General features: G+C 75.1%; 18 protein-coding genes and 1 pseudogene. 6 read left to right on the top strand and 13 right to left on the bottom strand.

Annotated features, from left to right (window positions below):
* Position 1: 1 nt before the first annotated feature.
* Both R4Z62_RS31035 and R4Z62_RS31030 read right to left on the bottom strand, forming a co-directional pair.
* Entirely contained in the window at positions 2-940 is a 939-nt protein-coding gene (locus tag R4Z62_RS31035; protein WP_491521540.1) for a sigma-70 family RNA polymerase sigma factor, read from the bottom strand.
* Positions 941-1,068: 128 nt separating this feature from the next.
* Positions 1,069-2,370, bottom strand: a complete 1,302-nt coding sequence (locus tag R4Z62_RS31030) for an alpha/beta fold hydrolase (RefSeq protein ID WP_491521539.1) — start codon at positions 2,368-2,370, stop codon at positions 1,069-1,071.
* 228 nt (positions 2,371-2,598) lie between these two features.
* Here R4Z62_RS31030 and R4Z62_RS31025 point away from each other — a divergent pair, with 228 nt between their 5' ends.
* Genes R4Z62_RS31025 through R4Z62_RS31010 form a run of 4 tightly spaced genes read left to right on the top strand, consistent with a single transcriptional unit; the run spans position 2,599 to position 6,656 of the window.
* Positions 2,599-3,354 carry a (Fe-S)-binding protein gene (locus tag R4Z62_RS31025; RefSeq protein ID WP_064536729.1) on the top strand — a complete coding sequence of 252 codons (756 nt, stop codon included), beginning with the start codon at positions 2,599-2,601 and terminating at the stop codon, positions 3,352-3,354.
* The gene (locus tag R4Z62_RS31020) at positions 3,351-4,835 is read left to right on the top strand and encodes a lactate utilization protein B (protein WP_491521538.1); all 1,485 of its coding nucleotides are present in this window, start codon (positions 3,351-3,353) and stop codon (positions 4,833-4,835) included. Before R4Z62_RS31025 ends, R4Z62_RS31020 begins: the two co-directional genes overlap by 4 nt.
* Entirely contained in the window at positions 4,832-5,497 is a 666-nt protein-coding gene (locus R4Z62_RS31015; RefSeq protein WP_491521537.1) for a LutC/YkgG family protein, read from the top strand. The genes R4Z62_RS31020 and R4Z62_RS31015 overlap by 4 nt, the downstream gene beginning before the upstream one ends.
* Before the next feature lie 4 nt (positions 5,498-5,501).
* Positions 5,502-6,656, top strand: a complete 1,155-nt coding sequence (locus tag R4Z62_RS31010) for an ATP-binding cassette domain-containing protein (RefSeq protein WP_491521536.1) — start codon at positions 5,502-5,504, stop codon at positions 6,654-6,656.
* Positions 6,657-6,686: 30 nt separating this feature from the next.
* Here R4Z62_RS31010 and R4Z62_RS31005 read toward each other — a convergent pair whose 3' ends face one another.
* The 3 genes and pseudogenes from R4Z62_RS31005 to R4Z62_RS30995 form a co-directional block, all read right to left on the bottom strand.
* A complete protein-coding gene (locus R4Z62_RS31005; RefSeq protein ID WP_491521535.1) occupies positions 6,687-7,637 on the bottom strand; it encodes an ABC transporter substrate-binding protein in 951 nt (316 codons plus the stop codon).
* Positions 7,634-8,310: pseudogene (locus tag R4Z62_RS31000) on the bottom strand (ABC transporter permease). Before R4Z62_RS31000 ends, R4Z62_RS31005 begins: the two are co-directional and overlap by 4 nt.
* A gap of 28 nt (positions 8,311-8,338) precedes the next feature.
* Positions 8,339-9,019 carry an ABC transporter permease gene (locus R4Z62_RS30995; protein ID WP_064536723.1) on the bottom strand — a complete coding sequence of 227 codons (681 nt, stop codon included), beginning with the start codon at positions 9,017-9,019 and terminating at the stop codon, positions 8,339-8,341.
* Positions 9,020-9,180: 161 nt separating this feature from the next.
* On the opposite strand from R4Z62_RS30995, the gene R4Z62_RS30990 reads away from it, so the two are divergent.
* Both R4Z62_RS30990 and R4Z62_RS30985 read left to right on the top strand, forming a co-directional pair.
* Positions 9,181-9,972, top strand: coding sequence for an ABC transporter ATP-binding protein (locus R4Z62_RS30990; protein ID WP_107440728.1), 792 nt, complete (start codon positions 9,181-9,183; stop codon positions 9,970-9,972).
* Between the two features lie 3 nt (positions 9,973-9,975).
* Positions 9,976-11,286 (top strand): FtsX-like permease family protein, encoded by a 1,311-nt coding sequence (locus R4Z62_RS30985; RefSeq protein ID WP_355479096.1) that lies wholly within the window; start codon positions 9,976-9,978, stop codon positions 11,284-11,286.
* Between the two features lie 463 nt (positions 11,287-11,749).
* Here the strand turns inward: R4Z62_RS30985 and R4Z62_RS30980 are convergent, their stop codons facing one another.
* From R4Z62_RS30980 to R4Z62_RS30945, 8 genes are all read right to left on the bottom strand, one after another.
* Positions 11,750-12,346 carry a MarR family winged helix-turn-helix transcriptional regulator gene (locus R4Z62_RS30980; protein WP_491521534.1) on the bottom strand — a complete coding sequence of 199 codons (597 nt, stop codon included), beginning with the start codon at positions 12,344-12,346 and terminating at the stop codon, positions 11,750-11,752.
* A 175-nt stretch (positions 12,347-12,521) separates the two neighbouring features.
* On the bottom strand, positions 12,522-12,779 hold the full coding sequence (locus tag R4Z62_RS30975; protein WP_064536720.1) for a hypothetical protein: 258 nt from the start codon (positions 12,777-12,779) through the stop codon (positions 12,522-12,524).
* A gap of 11 nt (positions 12,780-12,790) precedes the next feature.
* Positions 12,791-13,822 (bottom strand): SDR family oxidoreductase, encoded by a 1,032-nt coding sequence (locus tag R4Z62_RS30970; RefSeq protein ID WP_064536719.1) that lies wholly within the window; start codon positions 13,820-13,822, stop codon positions 12,791-12,793.
* Positions 13,823-13,833: 11 nt separating this feature from the next.
* The gene (locus R4Z62_RS30965; protein WP_491521533.1) at positions 13,834-15,600 is read right to left on the bottom strand and encodes a glycoside hydrolase family 15 protein; all 1,767 of its coding nucleotides are present in this window, start codon (positions 15,598-15,600) and stop codon (positions 13,834-13,836) included.
* A gap of 73 nt (positions 15,601-15,673) precedes the next feature.
* Positions 15,674-17,497: a thiamine pyrophosphate-requiring protein gene (locus R4Z62_RS30960; RefSeq protein WP_064536717.1), complete on the bottom strand. Its 1,824-nt coding sequence runs from the start codon at positions 17,495-17,497 to the stop codon at positions 15,674-15,676.
* Between the two features lie 54 nt (positions 17,498-17,551).
* A complete protein-coding gene (locus R4Z62_RS30955; protein WP_491521532.1) occupies positions 17,552-20,635 on the bottom strand; it encodes an FAD-binding and (Fe-S)-binding domain-containing protein in 3,084 nt (1,027 codons plus the stop codon).
* 358 nt (positions 20,636-20,993) lie between these two features.
* Entirely contained in the window at positions 20,994-21,668 is a 675-nt protein-coding gene (locus tag R4Z62_RS30950; protein WP_491521531.1) for an ABC transporter ATP-binding protein, read from the bottom strand.
* On the bottom strand, positions 21,665-22,471 hold the full coding sequence (locus tag R4Z62_RS30945; RefSeq protein WP_491521530.1) for an FtsX-like permease family protein: 807 nt from the start codon (positions 22,469-22,471) through the stop codon (positions 21,665-21,667). The genes R4Z62_RS30950 and R4Z62_RS30945 overlap by 4 nt, the downstream gene beginning before the upstream one ends.
* Between the last annotated feature and the right edge of the window lie 188 nt (positions 22,472-22,659).

The following is a 22,659-nucleotide window of genomic DNA, read 5'->3' as shown; positions in this document are numbered from 1 at the left end:
TTCAGCCGGTCATGGCGGCGGGCAGGTCCAGGGGGGCCAGCCGGTCGGGGTCGGACAGGATGTAGAGGTGGGTGATCCGGCCGTCGGCGACGGTGACGGCCATGACCGAGTGCGGGCCCGCCTGCGGGGTGTTGGCCACGCCGACCGCGCCGTTGACCAGGACCAGCCGGGCCGTCGGGGCGTAGCGGGAGAAGGTGAGCGCCTGCGACGCCACGGTCCGCGCCCCGCGCACCACCTTGGAGGCGGCGGCGCCGCGGGCCAGGGCGCCGGCGTCGACCCGCAGCACCACGCCGGGGTGCAGGACCGCGACCAGGGCCTCGAAGTCGCCGCCGCGGGAGGCCGCGAGGAATGCCTCCAGCACCTCCTTCTGCCGGGCGAGGCCGGTCTCCGCTGACGGGGTCGCGCCCTGCACGCGGCGGCGGGCGCGGCTGGCCAGTTGCCGGGTCGCGGCCGCGGTGCGTTCGACGACCGGCGCGATGTCGTCGAACGGCACGGCGAACAGGTCGTGCAGCACGAACGCCAGCCGCTCGTCCGGTTCCAGGGTCTCCAGCACGACGAGCAGGGCGAGCCCCACCGAGTCGCCGCGCAGCGCCTCCTGCTCCGGGTCCGCCGAGGCCAGCGGCCGGACGACGGGGTCGGGCACGAAGGTCTCGTCGAGGGGATCCTCGCGGCGGGCGGTGCGGCTGCGCAGCAGGTCGAGGCAGACCCGGCCGGTCACCGTCGTCAGCCATCCGGCCAGGTTGCCGATGGCGTCGCTGTCGGCGCGGGTGAGTTTCAGCCAGGTCTCCTGGACGGCGTCCTCGGCCTCCGTCAGCGAGCCGAGCATCCGGTAGGCCACCGCCCGCAACTGCCCGCGGTGCTCCTCGAACCGCCGCGCCAGCCGCTCCTCGTCCGCCGTCCCGGCCGTGCCCGCCGTGCCGCCGCCCGTGCCGTCCGCCATGTGCCGCCCCCGTCGCCGTCGTGCCCCCGGGCGCGCCCGCGCCCGTGGATCATCCTAGGCACGGGCACGGGCACGGGCACGGGCACGGGCACGGGCGCTGCGCCGGGGTGCCCGGGACCGCGCAGGTGTCAGGCGTCGTCGCGGGCGAGGGCGAGCAGCCGGTCCAGGACGCGGGGGCCGCCGGCCCGCACCCCGTCGTGCTCGAACTCGTCGGTGACATAGGTGCGCAGGCCGCGGACGGTGCGGGCGGTGGCGAGGGCGTGCGCGGTGTCGACGTACATGTCGTCGTGGTAGACGGCCGCGGCGACCGGGACCTCGTTGGCGGCGAGTCGGGCCGGGTCGTAGAGGGGCTGCCAGTCGGTGCGGGCGGCGAGCAGATCGGCGCACTCGCGCAGCGGGCGCAGCGCGGGGTCGCAGTCGAACATCCAGGGGTGCACGGACTCGCCGGTGAACAGCAGCGGGCCGTCGTCCGCGAGCGTCTTGGCCGCGTCGAACTGCGGGAACTCGGCGCGCACCCGCTCGGCCGACCAGGCGGTGGGGCGGGCGTCCTGGCCGTAGATCGGCTCGTGCAGCAGGGCGTAGAGCGGGTGGGCCGCGTAGGACAGCAGGCCCTGGACCTCCTCCTGGAAGGCGTCGGAGAGGGCCGGGCCCGCGGGCGTGCGGACGAAGGCGCCTTCGAGGAGGAAGTGCAGCCGGTGGCTGCCGTCCGTGCCGCCGAGCAGGATGCCGAGGGACTGGAAGGCCTCCGCGGTCAGCCGGTAGCCGCCGGGCAGGACCACGTCGTGGGTGAGCAGGTGCTCGGCGATCTCGCGGGCGCGGGCGACGTCCTGGGGGTAGCGGGCGTAGTGGGCGGCGACCTTGCGTTCGATGCGCGGGTAGGCGGCCCGGTAGACGTCGTCGGCGTGCGCGTCCAGCGAGGGCAGGCCGCCGGTGATCAGGACGGTGGACAGGCCCTCGGGGCGGGTGGAGAGGTAGTGGACGGTGCAGAAGCCGCCGAAGCTCTGGCCGAGGACGGTCCAGGGCGCGCCGCCGGTGACCTCGGCGCGGATCGTCTCGCAGTCGCGGACGATGGAGTCGGCGCGGAAGTGCGCGAGGTAGTCGGCCTGGGCCCCCGGGCCGCCGCGCAGCGGGAGGGTCTGGCGGTTGGCGGGCGTGGAGTGGCCGGTGCCGCGCTGGTCGAGCAGGAGCACCCGGTACTCCTCCAGGGCCCGGCCGAGCCACGCCTGCTTCCCGATGAAACGGTTCGCTCCGAAGCCGGGGCCGCCCTGGAGGTACAGCAGCCACGGCAGGTCCCGGTCCGCCTTGTCCCGGGCGACCGCGGCGCGGGCGTAGAGCTCGATCGTCTCCCCCGCCGGGTCGTCGTGGTCGAGCGGCACGGTGAAGGAGCGGTCGGTGAGGACGACGCCGGGCTGGCGGTAGCTGAGGGTCAACGGTTCTCCCGGGACGGAGTTTCACGGCCGCGTCCCAGTTGAGCACACCGCGCTCCGTCGTCCGAGACCCGGGATCATGAAAAGGTACTGAACCGCCGGTCAGCGGGCGACCGGCCGCTGCCGGTGTGCGCCGGCGCACCGCCACGCCGTGGACGAGCCGGGGGCTGCCGCAGCGCACCCGGCCTGACTAGGCTTCACCCGTCCGATGACCGACGACGAGGAGCCGCGATGCGTGTGGCCCTGTTCCTGACCTGCGTCAATGACACGCTCTATCCGGACACCGGTCGCGCCGTGGTGAAACTGCTGACCAGGCTGGGCGTCGAGGTGGACTTCCCGCCGGAGCAGACGTGTTGCGGACAGGCGCACTACAACACCGGGTACCGGCATGAGGCCGAGCCGCTGGCCCGGAAGTTCTCCGATGTCTTCCGGGACTACGAGGCGATCGTCACACCGTCGGGTTCCTGCGGCGCGATGGTGCGGGAGCTGTATCCGCGCATGGGTGAGCGGGCGCGGGCCGAGGGCCGGGGCGACACGCTGGCCCGCACCCTGGCGCCGGTGGTGCCGCGGACGTACGAGCTGACCGAGTTCCTGGTGGACGTGCTGGGGGTGACGGACGTGGGGGCGTACTACCCGCACGAGGTCACCTACCACCCGACGTGCCACGGGCTGCGCTCGCTGGGGCTCGGGGACCGTCCGCTGCGGCTGCTGCGGGCGGTGAAGGGGCTGGAGCTGGTGGCGCTGCCGGGAGCCGAGGAGTGCTGCGGTTTCGGCGGGACCTTCGCGGTGAAGAACGCGGACGTGTCGGCCGCGATGGGCACCGACAAGGTGCGCAACGCCGAGTCGACCGGCGCCGAGGTGCTGTGCGCGGGCGACAACTCCTGCCTGATGCACCTCGGCGGCACGATGTCCCGGCTGCGCTCCCGGATGCGGCCGGTGCACATCGCGGAGATCCTGGCGAGCACGGAGGAGGAGCCCGCGGCATGAGCGGCAGCAGTACGTTCGTCGGGATGCCGGCGTTCCCCGTGGCCGCGCACGAGGCGGTGCGCGACCGGACGCTGCGCGGCAATCTGCGGCACGCCACGCACACCATCCGCGACAAGCGCGCCCGCGCGGTCGCGGAACTGCCGGACTGGGCCGCGCTGCGCGAGGCGGGCCGGCAGATCAAGGACCACACGCTGCGCCACCTGGACCGCTATCTGGTGCGGTTGGAGGAGGCGGTCACGGCGGCCGGGGGCACCGTCCACTGGGCGGCCGACGCGGCCGAGGCCAACGCGATCGTCGCCCGGCTGGTCGAGGAGACCGGCGAGAGCGAGGTCGTCAAGGTCAAGTCGATGGCCACCCAGGAGATCGGTCTGAACGAGGCGCTGGAGGCCGAGGGCATCCGTGCCTACGAGACCGATCTCGCCGAGCTGATCGTGCAGTTGGGCCGGGACCGGCCGTCCCACATCCTCGTCCCCGCCATCCACCGCAACCGCGGCGAGATCCGGGACATCTTCCGCTCCGAGATGGCCTCCTGGGGCCGCCCGGCGCCCGAGGGCCTGACCGACACACCGGCCGAGCTCGCCGAGGCGGCCCGGCTGCACCTGCGGGAGAAGTTCCTGCGCGCCAGAGTCGGTGTCTCCGGTGCCAACTTCATGGTCGCCGAGACCGGCACCCTGGTGGTCGTGGAGTCCGAGGGCAACGGCCGGATGTGCCTGACCCTGCCCGAGACGCTGATCTCGGTCGTCGGCATCGAGAAGCTGGTGCCCACCTGGCAGGACCTGGAGGTCTTTCTCCAGACCCTGCCCCGCTCCTCCACCGCCGAGCGGATGAACCCGTACACCTCCACCTGGACGGGGACCACCGACGGCGACGGGCCGCGGACCTTCCATCTGGTGCTGCTCGACAACGGCCGCACCGACACCCTCGCCGACGAGGTCGGCCGCCAGGCGCTGCGCTGCATCCGCTGCTCGGCCTGCCTGAACGTGTGCCCGGTCTACGAGCGGGCCGGCGGCCACGCGTACGGCTCCGTCTACCCCGGGCCCATCGGGGCGATCCTCAGCCCCCAGCTGCGCGGTACCGGCAGCGCGATCGACGCCTCGCTGCCGTACGCGTCCTCGCTGTGCGGCGCCTGCTACGAGGTGTGCCCGGTCGCCATCGACATCCCCGAGGTGCTGGTGCACCTGCGCGAACGGGTCGTCCAGGGCGGCGAGGCGGTGCGCGGGGGCAACAAGGTGGTGCTGAAACCCGCGAAGGGGCACGGCGCCGAGCGGGCGGCGATGCGCGCGGCCCGCCTCGCCTTCTCGCACCCCGCCCTGCTGCGCGGCGGGCAGCGGCTCGCCTCGCGCACCCGGCGCCTGCACCCGCGCACCCTGCCCGGACCCGGCCGGGCCTGGACGGGCACCCGGGACCTGCCCGCGCTGCCCGCGGAGCCGTTCCGGGACTGGTGGCAGCGCACGCGCGGCGGCACGGAGGAGGCGAAGTGAGCAGCAGGGAACGGATCCTGGGCCGGGTGCGGCGCGCGCTCGCGGACGTACCGGCCGACGACACCCCCTACGAGCGGGCGGTGGCGCGCGGCTGTCTGCGCCGCCACGGGGGCCCGGACACCGCCGCGACGGTCGCGCTGCTCGCCGAGAACCTCGCCGACTACCGGGCGCTGGTGCACCGCTGCGACCGGGCCGGGCTGGCCGCCCTGATCGCCCGGCTGCTGGACGCCCGGGGCGCGGCGAGCGTCCTGGTCCCGCCGGGCCTGGACGAGGGGTGGCTGGCGGAGTCCGGGGCGCGGCGGGTCGCGGACCGGGCGGACAGCACGCCCGGCGCACTGGACCGCGTCGACAGCGTGGTCACCGGCTGCGCCGTCGCCGTCGCCGAGACCGGCACGCTCGTCCTGGACGGCTCGCCCGACCAGGGCCGCCGCCGGATCACGCTCGTGCCCGACCACCACATCTGCGTGGTGCGCGTCCCGGACCAGGTGGTCTCCTCGGTGCCCGAGGCGCTGCCCCGGCTCGATCCGCGCCGCCCGCTGACCTGGATCTCCGGCCCGTCCGCGACCAGCGACATCGAACTGGACCGGGTGGAGGGCGTGCACGGGCCGCGCACCCTGGAGGTGGTGCTGATGAGCGAGGAGCCCGCGACGCCGCTAGCGTGAGGGAATGATCCGGTTCGAACAGGTCACCAAGCGGTACCCGGACGGGACCACGGCCGTGGACGGCCTCAGCTTCGAGGTGTCCGAGGGCGAACTCGTCACCCTCGTGGGCCCGTCCGGCTGCGGCAAGACCACCACCATGATGATGGTCAACCGGCTGATCGAACCGACCTCGGGCCGCATCCTCGTCGGCGGCGAGGACATCGCCGCCCTCGACCCGGTGCGGCTGCGCCGCCGCATCGGCTACGTGATCCAGCAGGTCGGCCTGTTCCCGCACCGCACCGTCCTGGACAACACGGCGACCGTGCCCGCGCTGCTCGGCTGGAAGCGGGCCAGGGCGCGGGCGCGCGCGGCCGAAATGCTCGACCTGGTCGGTCTCGACCCCAAGACGTACGGGCCGCGCTATCCGGAGCAGTTGTCGGGCGGACAGCGGCAGCGGGTCGGGGTGGCGCGGGCGCTGGCCGCCGATCCGCCGGTGCTGCTGATGGACGAGCCGTTCGGGGCCGTGGACCCGGTGGTGCGCGAGCAGTTGCAGGACGAGTTCCTGCGGATGCAGGCCGCCGTGCGCAAGACGGTGCTGCTGGTCACCCATGACATCGAGGAGGCGGTACGGCTCGGGGACCGGATGGCCGTGTACGGGCAGGGGCGCATCGAGCAGTTCGACACGCCCGGCGCGGTGCTGGGCGGCCCGGCGACCGAGTACGTCGCCGCGTTCGTGGGCGCCGACCGCGGTCTGAAGAGGCTGTCGGTGACGGCGGTGGAACCGGGCGACCTGGAGCAGCCGCCCGTGGCCCGGCCCGACGAGTCCGCCGAGCGGGCCGCCGAGCGGCTGCGCGCCGGGGGCGCCCGCTGGGCGGTGGTGCTGGACGCCTCGGGCGATCTGCGCGGCTGGGTGGGTCTCGACGCGCTGGGCGCGGGCGGCCGGGTCGGTGACCTGGCGCACCGGATGAGCGCGTGGGTGCCGGTGGGCGCCCCGCTCAAGCAGGCGTTCGGGGTGATGCTCCAGCACGACGCGGGCTGGGTCGCGGTGCTGGACGGGGCGCGGTTCCTCGGGGTGCTGACCCCGGCGAAGCTGCACGAGGCGCTGCGCCGCTCGGTGGACGCGGACGCGCGCGGGGTGCCGCGCGGACAGGTCGGGTTCGACTCGGTGGCCGACGCCTGACACCGGGGGTCGCGCCCCTGCCGCCACGCATCACTTGAGCAGGCCCTTCTCCTCCAGATAGGCGCGGGCCACGTCCGAGGGCAGTCGGCGCCAGCTGTCGACGCGCTGGTTCAGGGCGGCCAGGTCGGCGGTGGTGAGGACGGCGTTGAGCCGGTCCAGCACACCGGTCACCCGCGCGCTCCCGGCGCGGGCGCGGTTGACGACGGGGACGATGTAGTCGGCGTTCTGGAGGTGCTTGTCGTCGGCGAGCAGGACCAGGCCGAAGGAGTCGAGGGTGGCGTCCGTGGTGGTGGTCAGCACCATCTGGTCGCGGCCGTCGCGCACGGCCTGCTTCGCCTGCGTGGTGCCCACGCCCTTGGGGTCGATCCCGGTGACGTCGATGCCGTACACCTTGCGCAGGCCCGGTGCGCAGTACGGCCGCGACACGCACTCGTCCCCGGCGGCCAGGCGCACCCTCAGGCCCGAGGCGCCGAGGTCGCCGAGGGTCTTCAGCCGGTGCTCGCGGGCGTAGGCGCGGGTGACGGCGAAGGCGTTCTGGTCGACGGCCCGGCCGGGGTCGAGGACGGTCAGGCCGCGCGGGGCGGCGAGCGCGCGCAGGGCGCGCAGGGTGGCGGCGAGGTCGGGCGAGCCGGCCGGGGGCGCGCCGGTGCCGTGCGTCTTGGCGGCCAGCCAGTCGGCGAAGGTGGCCGCGTACTCGGGGAGGGCGTCGATCTGGCCGGACTCCAGGGCGGGTTCGTACAGTTCGCGGTTGGCGACGGTGATCAGGGACGTCCGGTACCCGGCCTGCTCCAGCAGCAGCGCGTACATCTGTGCGAGCAGGTCGCTCTCGGTGAATCCGGCGGAGCCGATCGTCAGATGGCGGCTGTCGCCGGGCGGGGCGGTGACCTCGCCGCGCTGCTCCAGGGAGGGGCCGGCGGCGCAGGCGGTGAGCGGGCCGAGCACCAGCAGCAGGCGCAGCAGGAACAGAGCCGGCGCCCTCATCGGCGGCCGCCCCTGCCCCGGCCGGGGGCCAGCCGCTCCACCGTCTCGAAGACGGCCTCGACGACCAGCGCGAACGCGGCGACGAGGACGGCGCCCGCCACCACCTGCGGGGTGCTGGCCAGGTTGAACCCGGCCGTGATGATCCGGCCGAGTCCGCCGCCGCCCGCCAGCGCGGCGATGGTGGCGGTGGCGACGAGCTGGACGGCGGCGACGCGCACGCCGTTCAGCACCATCGGCGAGGCGAGGGGCAGTTCGACGCGGAACAGGGTCTGCGCGCCGGTCATCCCCATGCCGCGCGCGGCCCGTACGACGTCGCGGTCGACCTCGCGCATCCCGACGTAGGCGTTGGTGAGCAGCGGCGGCACCGCGAACAGGACGAGCGCCACGACGGTGGGGCCCTCGCCCCACCGGCCGACCGGGGTTGAGCAGCAGCAGGACGAGGACGGCGAAGGTGGGCACGGCGCGGCCGATGTTGGCGAGGTTGACGGCGAGGGCGCCGCCCCGGCCGAGGTGGCCGAGGACGAGGGCGACGGGCAGCGCGATCAGGCAACTGGCGACCAGGCAGACCACGGTGAGCAGCAGGTGCTGGAGCAGACGGTGCGCGATGCCGTCGTCGCCCGGCCAGTGCGCGGGATCGGTGAGCCAGCCCCCAGGCGTCGGCGAGGGTGCTCATGGGCGCCGGGTCCCGTCCGCCGCGGCGCTCACGCGCGGGCCGCCCGGGTCCAGGGGGTGAGCAGCCGCTGCACTCCCAGCAGGAGCAGGTCGGCGGCGACGGCGATCACCACGCACAGCACGGACGCGGTGAGCACCTGCGCCTTGAAGTAGGTGTTCATGCCCGCGTAGATGAGGTTGCCCAGACCCCCGAAGCCGACGATCGCGCCCACCGTCACCAGGGACACCGCCGAGACCGTCGCGATGCGCAGTCCGGCCATCGCGGCGGGCAGCGCGAGCGGCAGTTCGACGGCCAGCAGCAGCCGTACGGGGCCGTAGCCCATGCCGCGTGCCGCCTGCCGGGTCTCCTCGGGGACCGCGCGCAGGCCCGCGAGGATGTTGCGGACCAGCAGGGTCAGCGAGTACAGCACGAGACCGGCGACGACGAGGGTGGCCGACAGCCCGTACAGCGGCAGGAGCAGGGAGAACATGGCCAGGGACGGGATGGTGTAGAGGACGGTCGTGAGGGCCAGGACGGGTCCCGCGGCCCAGCGCAGGCGGCGGGCGAGCACGGCCAGTGGGACGGCGACGGCCAGGGCGATCAGCACGGCCAGGGCGGTCAGGCGCAGATGCTGGAGCACCGCGTCGAGCAGGACGCCGCGACGGGTGCTCAGATAGGCGCCGCAGATCCACTCGTTGCGCGCGAGGCAGTCGTCCGGGGGCGCGGTCACCTGTCCATTGCAGCGGTGGCGGGCGGGGTCGGCGCGTTGGGGTGGCCCGTTGGAGGTGTCGCCGGGTACACCGGCCGATACGGGTGCTACGCCCCGTGTCGCGGACGCGTACGCTCCGTAGTTTTTCTTTCCGGGGCACAGGGCGTGCCGGACGGAGGGTGATGACGATGACGGGCGTGGGCGCACGGCGTGCGCAGGGGGCGGGGCCGGCCGCCCAGGCACTGCGGCTGGTCAAGGTGACCAAGACGCACGGCAGCGACGGCGGTGCCGTACGGGCGCTGGACGGGGTGACGCTGGGCCTGGAGCGCGGCACGTTCACCGCGGTGATGGGGCCCTCGGGTTCGGGCAAGTCGACGCTGCTGCGGTGCGCGGCCGGTCTGGAGCGCCCGGACGGCGGGATCGTGATGGTGGACGGGGAGGAGCTGACCGGCGGTGACGAGACGGCGCTGACCAGATTCCGGCGCGAGCGGATCGGGTTCGTCTTCCAGCAGTACAACCTGCTGGAGACGCTGACCGTCGCGCAGAACACGGTGCTGCCGCTGCGGCTGGCCGGCCGGCGCGTGGACCGGCGCCGGGTGCGGGAGGTGCTGGACTCGGTGGGTCTCGGCGACCGGCTCGGCCACCGCCCGGACCAGTTGTCGGGCGGGCAGCGCCAGCGGGTCGCGATCGCGCGGGCGCTGGTCACCGAACCGCGGGTGATTTTCGCCGACGAGCCGACCGGGGCGCTGGACACGCGCAGCGCGCGGGACGTGCTGCGGCTGCTGGGGGACGCGGTGCGGGTGCACGGGCGGACCGTGGTGATGGTGACGCACGATCCGGTGGCCGCCTCCTGGGCCGACTCGGTGCTGTTCCTGGCGGACGGCCGGCTGGCCGGGCAGTTGCACGCGCCCACGGCCGACGCGGTCGCCGAACGCCTCGCCCATCTGGGCGACGATGTGACGGCGGGGGTGTGAGCGATGCTGTTCCTCGCACTGCGTTCGGTCCGGCACCGGCCGGGCCGCTTCGCCGCGACGCTGCTGTCCGCGTTCCTCGGCGCGGCGATCGTGATGGCCTTCGCCTCGCTGCGCGACACGGCCGGCGGGCCAGGCGTCGACGACGTCAGCGCCGAGACCCTGACCACCTCGGCGAGTGTGGTGGGCGGCTACGGCGCGCTGCTGGTGTTCTTCTCGATCGCCTCCGCGCTGACGGTGAGCGTCCGGCAGCGCTCGGGCGAGCTGGAGCTGCTGCGCTGCTCGGGGGCGACCCCGGCGCAGTTGCGGCGGATGGTGGTGGGCGAGTCGGTGGCGGTGGCCGTGCTCGCGGTGGTGCTGGCCGTCGGCCCGGCGGTGCTGGGCGGGCGGGCGCTGCTCGGCGTGTTCCAGGACAGCGGTCAGGTGGCCCCTTCGGTCGGCTACTCCTTCGGTCCGCTCGCCCTGGCCTCGGGCGCCGGGATCACGCTGGCCGCGGCGGCCGGAGCGGCCTTCCTCGCGGTGCGGCGGGCGACCCGGCCGCGGGAGCGGCGGGGCCGGGGCCGTACGGTCCTCGCCTGCGGCGCGCTCGGGCTCGGCGCGGTGTCGGTGCTGTCGACGTTCGCGTTCTCGGCCACCGACCCGGCGCTGATGGCGGCGCCCGCCTACGGCGCGATCCTGCTGTCGGTGGGCTGCGCCCTGCTGGCGCCGCGGCTGCTGACGGCGCTGCTGGGGCGGCTGCCGGCGGGCGGGGCGAGCGGCTGGCTCGCGGTGCGCAATCTGCGGCAGCGGGTGGACGAGCTGGCCGGGACGCTGATGTCGCTGACCCTGTTCACGGGCATGGCCACGGCGACGCTGTCGATGCAGGCCGTGGAGAGCGCTGAGATCAGGGCCTCCGGTCTGGTCAGGTCGGTCGACGCGAAGAACCTCCAGACGCTGAACCTGACGGTGGTGGGGATCGTCGTGGTCTTCGTCTGCGTGATGCTCGTCAACTCCCTGTACGCGGCGACCGCGTACCGCCGCCGGGAGTTCGGGCAGCAGCGGCTGGCGGGGGCGACGCCGGGCCAGGTGCTGCGGACGGTGTTCGTGGAGGGTCTGGTCGTCACGGTGGCCGGGGTGCTGTGCGGCACGGTGACCGCGCTGGCCGGGGCGGTCCCCTTCACCCTGGTCCGCGCGGACGTCCTCTGGCCGCACCAGGCGCTCGGCATCTGGCAGGCGGTGGCCGCGGTCGCGGCGGCGGTGGTGCTCGGCACCTGCCTGCTGACCGCCCGCCGGATGCTGCGCACCCCTGCGGTGGACGCGGTCGCGACGGCGGTGTGAGTGCTTCTGCGGCTCCTCCTCCGGCGGCACCTCCGACGTCATGTACCGGCCGGGCGAGACACGGTGGTGCGGCTGCCCCCGCACCACCGGTCCGGCGCCGGACGTGGCCGAGGAGCACCGGTGGCCGCCACGGCCCGCGCCCACCTCGCCCCCCGCGGCCCCGGTGGCCCTGGGCCGGCGGCACCGGCCTGCGGCTTCCCCCGGCCGTGGTCCGGGAGGCGTCCCCGCGGGCCGCCGGACCGGACGGGACACCGGAGTGGGGCCACGGCGGCCTTTGGCCCGGCGACGTGCTGCCGGACCGGGGCGGGGTCGGTGCCGTGATCGGCTTCGGCCGGCTGGGCGCGCCGCGCGGGGCCGCGGCCGGGCGGTGGCGGTGGCGGCGCGGGAACCGGGCCGCTGCCGCGGCGCCTGACCGGCCATGGCCGGCGTCGCACGCCGTGTCCTCAGGGGGCACGGCCGGGGGTCATGCCTCGGGCCACCCGGCCCGGGTGGCCGGGTCGACCGGGTCGACCGGGTTGTCGGTGATGCCGCGGTCCGCTCGCGCGGTGCCGTGCGGGTGGACGGCCGTCTCGGCGGCCGCGTCGGTGAGGGCGTTCAGGGCGGGCAGCAGGGCGGCCCGCTGCGGGGCGGGCAGGCGCTGGACCACCCTGCGGATCTCGGCGTGGCGCCGGGTGAGCACGCGGGAGACCAGTTCGTGGCCGCCGGTGGTCAGGCTGAGCACGACCTCGCGCCGGTTGGCGGGGTTGGTCCTGCGGTCGACGAGGCCGAGCGCCTCCAGCCGTTCCACCATGCGCAGCGCGGTGGACGGGTTGACGCCGAGGGTCGCGGCGAGCACGACGAGTTTGACCGGCCCGCAGGTGTCCAGCACCACCAGGGCCCGCAGTTGCGGCAGCGTCAGCGAGTCGGCGGTGGAGGCCAGCGCGCGGGCGGAGATCGCCACGAAGAGCCGGGAGGCGGCCATCAAGGCGATGCTCAGCTCCTCGGCCTCCCGGTCGAGCGCGGCCTGCCCGTGCCGGGCGGCCGAGCGGCCCCGGCCCCGGTCGGTCTCGCGCTGTGCCATGTGTCCCCCTTCCGCCGCTCCGCCCGGACGGGCGGAGACGATCAGGCGCGGAGCATCATCGCAGAGGACGGCGGCGCCCGGCGCGGACCGCGCGGACAGGAGGGCGCCGCCGCACGCCGTCCCGCGCCGCCCGCGCACCGCGGTCCGGCGCTGGGGGAAGCCGCCCGCGGCCGTGTCACCCGGCCGGTTCCGCGGCCGGGGCGCCCTGTCCGGCGTCGAGCCGGCGTCCGAGTTCGCGGCGCAGTTCGGCCGGCAGCCGCCCCGACACCGCCCATTCGACGACGAGTTCGGCGACGTGCTGCTCCTTGATGCGGGTGTGCGCGGCCATCTCGCCCAGTACCGCGCGGGCCCGTTCCCGGGTCACCCCGCCGACGATGGCCACGATGCCGGTCGCCTCGTCGAGGCGGGCCCGCGCACGGTCGGTCACGGTCATCACGGTTCTCCTCACGCGGCGTCCGGGCGGCCGCGCCGGTGCAGCGCGGCCCGAGCGGTGACGGCCCCCGCGGCGCCCAGGGCGAACACGGAGGCGACGAGGGCGGGGTGGCGGGCGAGCGCGGCCTCGGCGGAGCGGCCGTGCGCCCTGTCGTCGAAGACGCCGTGCGCGCCGCGGTCGCCCTGGTCGCCGCCCTCGGTCCGGTCCAGGGGCTCGAACAGGTTGCTCACACCGGTCGGGGGCCGCCGGCCGGTCTGCTGGGAGTCGAAGCCGGTGCGGGCCAGATAGCGGTCGAGGAGCGCGGGGGCGAGCCGGTTGGCCCACACGGTGGCCAGGGTGCTGGCGCCGATGTAGCGCTGTTTGCGCCCGGGGTGGTCGGCGGCGTGCGCGACGCCCCGGGCGGCGACCTCGGGCTGGTAGATCGGCGGCACCGGCTGGGGGTGCCGGGACAGCCGGGAGAGCACCCAGGAGAACTGCGGGGTGTTGACCGCCGGCATCTGCGCCACGGTCACCCGCACCTTGCTGCCGCGGTGCAGGAGTTCGGTGCGCAGCGAGGAGGTGAAGCCGTTGATGGCGTGCTTGGCGCCGCAGTACGCCGACTGGAGCGGGATGGCCCGCTCCCCCAGTGCCGAGCCGACCTGCACGATCGTGCCGTGGTCGCGCGGCAGCATCCGGGTCAGCGCGGCGCGGGTGCCGTTGACGAAGCCCAGGTAGGTGACCTGGGTGGCCCGTTCGTACTCCTCGGGGGTGATCTGCTCGAAGGGCGCGAAGACGCTGCTGAAGGCGCAGTTGATCCAGACGTCCAGCGGGCCGAAGGCCTGTTCGGCGGCGTCGGCCGCCGCTTCGACCTGGCGGGTGTCGGCGGTGTCGGCGACCTGGACGAGGGCCCGGCCGCCGAGCGCCTCGACCTCCTGGGCGGCGGCGTCCAGACCGGCCCGGCCGCGGGCGATCAGGACGACGTCGGCGCCGCGCGCGCCGTACAGGCGGGCGGTGGCGCGGCCGATGCCGGCGCTGGCGCCGGTGATGACGACGGTCTGGGGCATGGGTCGGCTCCTCACCCGGCGGTGTGCGCCGGTGAACGGGGGTCCTGGGCGAGGCGTGCGGCGGCCTCCAGGAGCAGGGCGTGGACGAAGGCCTGCGGGAGGTTGCCCCGCAGCTGGCGCTGGGCGACGTCGAACTCCTCGGCGTACAGTCCCGACGATCCGCAGGCGCCGCGGTTGCGTTCGAACCAGCGGTACGCCTCGGTCTCGTCGCCCTGCTGGTGCTCGGCGAGCGCCATGGCGAACCCGCACAGCAGGAACGCTCCCTCGGCCTCCTCCAGGGGCCGCTCGTCGTGCCGGAAGCGGTAGACGAAGTGGTCCTGGGCGAGCTGGTCGCGGCAGACGGCGAGGGTGGCGCGGGTGCGCGGGTCGGCGGCGGGCAGGGCGCCGCGCAGCGGGGGCAGCAGCAGCGCGGCGTCGGCGCGGGGGTCGTCGGGGGTGCGGCGCCAGTGACCGTCGCCGTCCAGGCTGGTGGCCGTGGTCTCGGCGAGCAGGGTGTCGGCGAGGCGGGTGGGAGTGTCGTCGGCCGGCCGGGCCGGTGCCGCGGCGGCGAGGGCGCGCAGACCGGCGACGCAGGTGAGCCTGCTGTGGGTCCATCGCGCGGGCCGCAGTTCCCAGATGCCGGCGTCCGGTTCCCGCCACCGCTCGGCGATGGCGCGGACCGCGAGGTCGGCGGCCCGCCGTCCGTCGTCGTCGAGCCGGCCGGCGCGTGCGGCGGCGGCGAACAGCAGCAGCGCCTCGCCGAAGGAGTCCAGTTGGAACTGCTTCTCCACATGGTTGCCGATCCGGCTGGAGCCGCCCGGGTAGCCGGGCAGGTCCAGTTCGCGCTGGTCGGGGACCGGACAGCCGTGCACGGTGTAGGCGGGGGCGAGGCGGGGTCCGTCGGCCAGCAGCCGTTGGCCGACGAAGCGGACGGCGGCGTCCAGGAGGCCGGGCGCGCCGGCCGCCGCGGCGGCCTGGCCCGCCAGGCTCTGGTCGCGGATCCACACGTACCGGTAGTCGTAGTTGCGGCCCGCCTCGGCGCGTTCGGGCAGGCTGGTGGTGGCCGCGGCGACCATGCCGCCGCCGTGCGTGGTCAGCCCGCGCAGCACGGCGCACGCGCGGCGGGCGTCCTCGGGGGCGACGGTGCGGTCCATCGCGGGCACCTCCCGCCGCCAGGCCCGCTCGGTGGCCTCCCACACCTCGGCGGCCCGGGGCGGGGTGCGCGGCAGCGGCGCGGCGGAGCACTCCAGGACCAGGTCGTGGCGCTCGCCGGGCGCCAGCACCAGGTCGGCGGTCAGGCCCCGCTCGTCCCAGGTCGCCGCGGGCGCGCCCTGCCAGCGCAGCCGGTGGCGGCCGGAACTCAGGTGCCAGACGCCGTCGTCGTCGCGGCGCGGGGTGGCGCAGGGGGCGCGTCCGTAGTCGGCGTGCGCGTCGAGGACGACGCGCACGTGGGCGGTGCCGTCGACGGCCATCAGCTGCCGCAGCAGGACCAGCCGGTCGGCCTCGCCGGGAAAGGCGAGGCTCTCACGGCACTCGATCACCCCGTCGGTGGTGATCCAGCGGCTGCGCCGGATCAGGGTGCCCTCCTCGTAGTAGCCGCCGGGGACGTACCGGCCGCGCGGGGTGACGGCGTAGACGCCCCGGCCGCCGATCAGGGAGGAGAAGACGGCGTCGTCGTGCCAGGCGGGCGCGCACAGCCAGTCGATGGCGCCGTCCGGGCCGATGAGGGCGCCGCGTTCGCCGTCGGCCAGCAGCGCGTAGTCGTGCAGCGCGTGCGGCGGGAAGTGCGGGCCGGTCATGGCCGCGTCGCCTCGCCGTCGCGGCCGGGGGCGGGCACACCGGTGCCCGTCCCCGGTGCGGGCGCGGGGTCGGTCACCGGCCCTCCTCGGCGCCCGGCCGGTCCGTGCGGTGCCGGCCGCCGGGCAGGAACTCCTGCACCTTGGCCTTGAAGCCCTGGCGGACCATGCCGGCGCGGTCGCTGTCGCCCTTGAGGACGGAGGTCGCGGCGGCCTCGATCTGGTCGAGGCTGGCGTGCGGCGGGATGGGCGGTACGGCGGGGTCGGTGACGAAGTCGAGCACGCAGGGCCGGTCGCAGGCGAGCGCGGCCTCCCAGGCGCCGCGGACGCCGTCCGGTTCCTCGACGCGGATGCCGTGCAGGCCCAGGGAGCGGGCGAAGTCGGCGTAGGCGACGTCGGGGATCGACTGGGAGGGCAGGAACTGCGGGGCGCCGGCCATGGCGCGCATCTCCCAGGTGACCTGGTTGAGGTCCTGGTTGTTGAGGACGGCGACGATCAGGCGCGGATCCTGCCACTCCTGCCAGTACTTGGCGATCGTGATCAGTTCGGCCATGCCGTTCATCTGCATGGCGCCGTCGCCGACCAGGGCGATGGCCGGGCGGTCGCCGTGGGCGAACTTGGCGCCGATGACGTACGGCACGCCGGGTCCCATGGTGGCGAGGGTGCCGGAGAGGGAGCCGCGCATGGCGCCGCGCAGCCTGAGGTGGCGGGCGTACCAGTTGGCGGCGGAGCCGGAGTCGGCGGCCAGGATCACGTCCTCGGGCAGCAGGTCGCTGAGCGAGTGGGCGACGTACTCGGGGTTGATCGGGTCGGCGTCGACGGCGGCGCGCCGCTGCATCACCTCCCACCAGCGGGAGACGTCCTTCTCGATGCCCTTGCGCCAGCTCTTGTTCTTGTGCGCCTTGAGCAGGGGCAGCAGCCGGTTCAGCGTCTCACGGGCGTCGCCGACGAGGTTGACCTCGAACGGGTAGCGCAGGCCCACCATGTGCGGGTCGATGTCGATCTGCACGGCGCGGGCCTGCCCGAACTCGGGCATGAACTGGGTGTAGGGGAAGGACGATCCGATGACGAGGAGGGTGTCGCAGCTCTCCATCATCTCGTACGAGGGCCGGGTGCCGAGCAGTCCGATGGAGCCGGTGACGTAGGGGAGGTCGTCGTCGAGGGCGTCCTTGCCGAGGAGTGCCTTGGCGACGCCCGCCCCGAGCCGGTCGGCGACCGCCATGACCTCCTGGCGGGCGCCGCGCGCGCCCTGTCCGATGAGGATCGCCGGCTTCTCGCCCGCGTTGAGGACCTCGGCGGCGCGGGCGAGGTCGTCGTCGGTGGGGACGGGCGCGTAGTGCGGCATGCCCAGGCTGGAGGGGACCATCTTGAAGGCGTGCTCGGGCGGCGAGTAGTCGAGTTCCTGCACGTCGGCGGGGATGATCACGGCGCACACCGAGCGGCGGCCCATGGCGGTGCGCATCGCCCGGTCGAGGACGTTGGGCAGCTGTTCGGGGACGGTGACCATCTCGCAGAAGTCGGAGGCGACGTCCTTGTAGAGGCTCAGCAGGTCTACCTCCTGCTGGTAGGAGCCGCCCATGGCGCTGCGGTTGGTCTGCCCGACGATCGCGACGACCGGCACATGGTCGAGCTTGGCGTCGTACAGGCCGTTGAGGAGGTGGATGGCGCCGGGTCCGGAGGTGGCGGCGCACACCCCGACCCGCCCGGAGAACTTGGCGTAGCCGACGGCCTCGAAGGCGGCCATCTCCTCGTGCCGGGCCTGGATGAAGCGCGGGTCGTCGTCGGCGCGGCCCCAGGCGGCGAGCAGGCCGTTGATGCCGTCGCCGGGGTAGGCGAAGACGTACTCCACACCCCAGTCGCGCAGCCTTTCGAGGACGTGGTCGGAGACCTTCTTCGACATGTTCCAGAACCTTTCGGAGGGTGGGTTCGCTGGGCTCGTCGGCGCGCTCCCCGGTCAGGGGCGGCGCAGGTGCCGGGCGGCCGCCCGGCCGGCCGCGGTGACGGCCGTGGCGGTGAGGGCCGCGGCGCTCGCGGCGGCGGCCCACCGGGCGGTCCGGGAAGGGCCGCCGGGCCGGACGGCCAGGCGTTCGGGCCGCTCGGAGGGCAGGTTCCCGTCCAGGCCGAGGGCAAGCACCTCGGCCAGGTGCAGGGCGCGGCGGCCGGTACCGCCCTGTTCGATCTGGGTGCGGCAGCTGAAGCCGTCGGCGAGGACCAGGCTGTCGGGGGCGGCGGCGCGTACGGCGGGCAGCACGCCCTGTTCGGCGACGGCCATGGAGACGTCGTGGTGGCCGCGTTCGAAGCCGAAGTTGCCGGCCAGGCCGCAGCAGCCCTCGTCGAGGACGTCCGCGTCGAGGTGGGCGCGGCGCATCAGTTCCCGGTCGGCGTCGAACTTCATGACGGCGTGCTGGTGGCAGTGGGTCTGCACGGTGGCCTGCCGGGTGAGCGCGGGCGGCCGCCAGCCGTCGGGCGCGTGGTGCACCAACTGCTCGGCGAAGGTGCGGACCTGACCGGCCAGTCGCTTGACGTCCTGGTCGTCGGGGAGCAGTTCGAGCGCGTCGGAGCGGAACACGGCGGTGCAGGAGGGTTCCAGGCCGATGACCGGGGTGCCCGCCTCCAGGTAGGGGCGCAGCACGTCCAGGGTGCGGCGCAGGGTCCGCTTCGCGGTGTCGAGCTGGCCGGTGGAGATCCAGGTGAGTCCGCAGCACACCGCTTCGGTGGGGACGGCGACCTGAAAGCCCGCGTCGCGCAGGACCCGTACGGCCGAGACGGCGATGGACGGGTGGAAGTAGGTGCTGAAGGTGTCCGGCCACAGCAGCACGGTCCGCGGGTCGGCGGGGTCCGGCGGAGCGGTGTCCCGCGCGCGCCACCACTGCACGAAGGACTGCCGGGCGAAGAGGGGCGCCTGCCGCTCCCCCGCCACTCCAGCCAGCGCCTTGCCCGCGCGGGACAGTCCGGGCGCCCGGAGCACGGTGTTGACCAGGGAGGGGGCGAGGCGGGAGAGGCGGGCCCACAGGGGCAGCCAGCCCAGGGAGTAGTGGGCGGCCGGGCGGGGGCGGCCGGCGTAGTGGTGGGCGAGGAACTCGGCCTTGTAGGTGGCCATGTCGACGCCCACCGGGCAGTCCGACTTGCAGCCCTTGCAGGCCAGGCAGAGATCGAGGGCGTCCTTGACCTCGGTGGAGCGCCAGCCGTCGGTGACGGTGGAGTCGGCGTGGCCGCCGAGCATCTCGAACAGCAGCCGGGCCCGGCCGCGGGTGGAGTGCTCCTCCTCGCGGGTGGCCCGGTAGGACGGGCACATCACGCCGCCCTCCTGGCTGCGGCAGTTGCCGATGCCGACGCAGCGCAGCACCGCGCGGGTGAAGGAGCGGTCGTCCTCGGGGTAGCCGAAGTGCGTCTCGGGAGCGGCGGGCCGCCAGTCGGCGCCGAGGCGCAGCTGCCCGTCGACCGGGTTCGGGGCGACGATCTTGCCCGGGTTCATCCGGTCGCCGGGGTCGAACAGCGTCTTCAGCTCGCCGAAGGCGGCCACCAGGCGCGGTCCGAACATGCGGACGAGCAGTTCGCCGCGGGCCTGGCCGTCGCCGTGCTCGCCCGACAGGGAGCCGCCGTAGGAGGAGACGAGGTCGGCGGCGCGTTCCAGGAACCGGCGGAAGTCCGCGACGCCGTCGGCCGTCTTCAGGCCGAACGGGATCCGGGTGTGCACACAGCCCTGCCCGAAGTGCCCGTACAGCGAGGGGTGGTCGTAGTCGAACTCCTCGAACAGCTTCTTCAGGTCGCGCAGATAGTCGCCCAGGCGTTCGGGCGGTACGGCGCTGTCCTCCCAGCCCTCCCAGGTCTCCCGGTCGTCCGGGGGCCGCGCGGTCACGCCGAGTCCGGCCTCACGGGCCTTGAGCATCCGCTGCTCGCGCTCGGGGTCGTCGGAGAAGGCGACGTCGGCGTCCTGCTCGCCGCGTCCGAGGGCGCGCAGCAGCGCGTGCGCCTGCCCGTCGACGTCCTCCTGGCTGTCGCCGCTGTACTGCACGAGCAGCCAGCTGTCCCCCTCGGGCAGGACGGCGAGCGATTCCAGGTAGGCGCCCTCCTCGCGCATCAGCTGCGCCATCCGCCCGTCCAGCGCCTCCAGTTGGCTGGGCTCGCAGTGCTCCAGCAGGCGGGGCACGTCGTCGGCGGCGGCGCAGATGTCGGCGTAGCCGAGCACCAGGATCGACTGGTACGGCGGCACCGGGACCAGGTCGAGTTCGGCGCGCAGCACGGTGACGAGGGTGCCCTCGCTGCCGACCAGGGCGCGGGCGACGTCGAAGCCGTTCTCGGGCAGCAGCGAGTCGAGGTTGTAGCCGGAGACACGGCGCGGGATCTTCGGGTAGCCGTGGCGGATGTCGGCGAGGTAGGTGCGGGCGATGCGGTCGAGTCCGGCGTAGATCTCGGCCTTGCGGCCGCCCTCGGCGGCGATCCGCGCCCGTTCGGCCTCGGAGGCGGGTCCGACCCAGGTGCGCAGGCCGTCGTAGGTGAGGATCTCCAGGCGGCGGACGTTGTCGACGGTCTTGCCGTACGCCTGCGCGGACGCGCCGCAGGAGTTGTTGCCGATCATGCCGCCGAGCGCGCAGTGGCTGTGGGTGGAGGGCTTCGGGCCGAACTGGAGGCGGTGGCCGGCGAGGCGGCGGTTCAGCTCGTCCAGGACGATGCCGGGTTCGACCACGCAGGTGCGGGCGTCCGGGTCCACGGAGATCAGGGCGTGGCAGTACTTGGTCCAGTCGATGACGACGGCCCGGTTCGTGGACTGCCCGGCCAGGCTGGTGCCGCCGCCGCGGGAGAGGACGGGGGCGCCGAAGCGGGCGCACACCCGGACCGCCTCGGCGCCCGCCTCCACGTCGCGCGGGACGACCACGCCGAGGGGCACCTGACGGTAGTTGGAGCCGTCCGTGACGTACGCGCCCCTGCTCCCGGCGTCGAAGCGGACCTCGGCGTCCACGGACGCGCGCAGCGCCGCCGCGAGGGCGGCCACGTCCACCTCGGGGGTGTCCGGGACGCGTGTTCGGCTGCGACTCATCAGGTGGACCGCCTTCCTGGACCGTTCGGGGCTCGGCGTCCGGGCGGTGCGCGCCGGGCCGCCCAGGGGGCCGGCGCCGGTCTGCGCCCGGATGGCGGCAGCGTGCCGCCGCCGCTCCCCCGGGTACCCGCCCTTGCAGTGTGCAAGGGCGCCGTTTCCGCCGCCCGCGGCGCGCCCCCGGTCGCGGACCGCCACCCGGCCCGCGACCGGGTGGCGGGCGGCCCCGCGGACGCGCCGGTGCCGGTCGCGGGCGGGCGGGGCGTGCGGACCCCGGGGGCGGCCCGGGGGCGCGGCGCGCCCGGGGGCTGTTGCGCCGATCGGGTGAGCGGCAGCGGGCGCCGGGGCACGTACGGGGTGGTCAGGCGGGGCCGGTCGGGTGGAGGGCGGCCATGTCGACGGTGTGGTCGGCGGCTGTCCGGACGACGGGGTCGTGGGTGGCGACCACGGTGACGCAGCCGTACCGGGCCGTCGCTTGGGCGATCAGCGCGGCGAGGGCGGCGGCGCGCTCCCGGTCGACGGCGGCGGTGGGCTCGTCGACCAGGAGCAGTTCGGGTTCGAGCAGCAGGGCGCGGGCGAGCGCGATGCGCTGTCTCTCGCCGCCGGAGAGCTGGTCGGCGCGGTGGCGCAGGCGGTGGGCGAGGCCGACCTCGCCGAGCAGTTCCGTGGCGCGGGCCCGTACGGCGCCCGGGGCGCGGCCGGTGACGGAGGCGGCGGCGAGGAGCTGTTCGAGGGCGGTGAGGCCACTGAGCAGGTTGCCGCTCTGGAAGACGTAGCCGACGCGCTCGCGGCGAAGGCGCGCCTGTCCGGCCGGGGTCAGCCGGGCGAGGTCGGTGCCGCCCAGCAGGACCTGGCCGGAGTCGGGCCGCAGCAGCGCGCCCGCGACGGCGAGCAGGGTGGACTTGCCGGAGCCGGACGGTCCGACGAGGGCGGTCAGCGCGGCGGGCGCGAAGGCGGCGCTGAGGTCGCGCAGCGCGGTGGTACGGGAGTCGCCGCGGCCCAGGGTCACGGTGACGTTCCTCAGTTCCAGGCTCATCGGCCGGCTCCCAGCAGGGTCATCGGGTCCACGGTGGTCACTTTGCGCAGGGTGACGGCAACGCCGGCGAGTCCGACCAGCACGACGGTGGCCATGGTCAGGGCGAGGCCGGCGGCGGGCAGGCTGAACGGCACCTCGGAGCCCACGAGCAGTCCGACGCCCGCGGCGAGCGCGGCACCGGCCGCGGTCCCGGCGACGACGACCAGCGCGGCCTGGGCCAGGGTGTGCGCCAGCAGCCGGGGCCGGGAGGCGCCCAGCGCGCGCAGCAGGGCCAGTTCGGGCAGCCGCTGCACGGTCCACACCGCGAAGAAGGCGCCGACGACGAGCGGGGCGATGGCGTACAGGAAGACCTGGATGGAGGTCATGGTCACGCGTTCGCCGGTGTAGCCGGGCGCGGCGGCGTAGGCCCCGGCGGTGGTCAGGGTGCGGGTGCCCAGTGCCGCGTCCCCGGCGGCGAGGTCCGCGCCGGGACCGGCCCGCAGGGCGACGGCGCTGTACTGCCGGGGCGGCGGCGCGGTGGCAGGACCCGCTCCCGGGGTGGCGAAGCGGATCCGCTGCCAGGTCTCGACGGGCAGGTAGGCGACGGCCACATGGCCGTAGGAGGCGCGGCCGGTGGTCCCCCGGACCTTCAGGGTGATGCCGAGGCGGTCCACGGTGAGGGTGTCGCCGACGCGTACACCGTCCTTCACCAGCCGCTGCGAGACGACGATGCCAGCCGGTTCGGCGTCCGACAGCGGGGCGCCGGTGGTGCTGCCGGGGTCGAGGAAGGAGCGGGGTTCGACGCCGAACGCGGCGAAGTCCACCTCCGCCTTCCGGTCGGTGGTGCCGCGCGCGATGGAGACGCCGAGACCGGTGGCCTCGACGCCCCGGCGGGCGCGCCAGCCGTCCAGTTCCGGCGCGCCGACCAGGCTGCGGGCGAACTGGTCGGAGTCGGCGCCGCGGGGCGAAGGCGAGGTGGGTGGCGGGCAGGGCGCGCAGCGCGGAGACGGTG

Source organism: Streptomyces sp. PL-25, from assembly GCF_058344915.1.
This window is presented reverse-complemented; position numbering and strand designations above follow the sequence as displayed.

Bases quoted from the DNA above. Each gene is read 5' to 3' on its own strand.
- R4Z62_RS31035 (WP_491521540.1), bottom strand. From the start codon at position 940: ATGGCGGACGGCACGGGCGGCGGCACGGCGGGCACGGCCGGGACGGCG.
- R4Z62_RS31025 (WP_064536729.1), top strand. From the start codon at position 2,599: ATGCGTGTGGCCCTGTTCCTGACCTGCGTCAATGACACGCTCTATCCG.
- R4Z62_RS31020 (WP_491521538.1), top strand. From the start codon at position 3,351: ATGAGCGGCAGCAGTACGTTCGTCGGGATGCCGGCGTTCCCCGTGGCC.
- R4Z62_RS31010 (WP_491521536.1), top strand. From the start codon at position 5,502: ATGATCCGGTTCGAACAGGTCACCAAGCGGTACCCGGACGGGACCACG.
- R4Z62_RS31005 (WP_491521535.1), bottom strand. From the start codon at position 7,637: ATGAGGGCGCCGGCTCTGTTCCTGCTGCGCCTGCTGCTGGTGCTCGGC.
- R4Z62_RS30990 (WP_107440728.1), top strand. From the start codon at position 9,181: ATGACGATGACGGGCGTGGGCGCACGGCGTGCGCAGGGGGCGGGGCCG.
- R4Z62_RS30985 (WP_355479096.1), top strand. From the start codon at position 9,976: ATGCTGTTCCTCGCACTGCGTTCGGTCCGGCACCGGCCGGGCCGCTTC.
- R4Z62_RS30980 (WP_491521534.1), bottom strand. From the start codon at position 12,346: ATGGCACAGCGCGAGACCGACCGGGGCCGGGGCCGCTCGGCCGCCCGG.
- R4Z62_RS30975 (WP_064536720.1), bottom strand. From the start codon at position 12,779: ATGACCGTGACCGACCGTGCGCGGGCCCGCCTCGACGAGGCGACCGGC.
- R4Z62_RS30970 (WP_064536719.1), bottom strand. From the start codon at position 13,822: ATGCCCCAGACCGTCGTCATCACCGGCGCCAGCGCCGGCATCGGCCGC.
- R4Z62_RS30965 (WP_491521533.1), bottom strand. From the start codon at position 15,600: ATGACCGGCCCGCACTTCCCGCCGCACGCGCTGCACGACTACGCGCTG.
- R4Z62_RS30960 (WP_064536717.1), bottom strand. From the start codon at position 17,497: ATGTCGAAGAAGGTCTCCGACCACGTCCTCGAAAGGCTGCGCGACTGG.
- R4Z62_RS30955 (WP_491521532.1), bottom strand. From the start codon at position 20,635: ATGAGTCGCAGCCGAACACGCGTCCCGGACACCCCCGAGGTGGACGTG.
- R4Z62_RS30950 (WP_491521531.1), bottom strand. From the start codon at position 21,668: ATGAGCCTGGAACTGAGGAACGTCACCGTGACCCTGGGCCGCGGCGAC.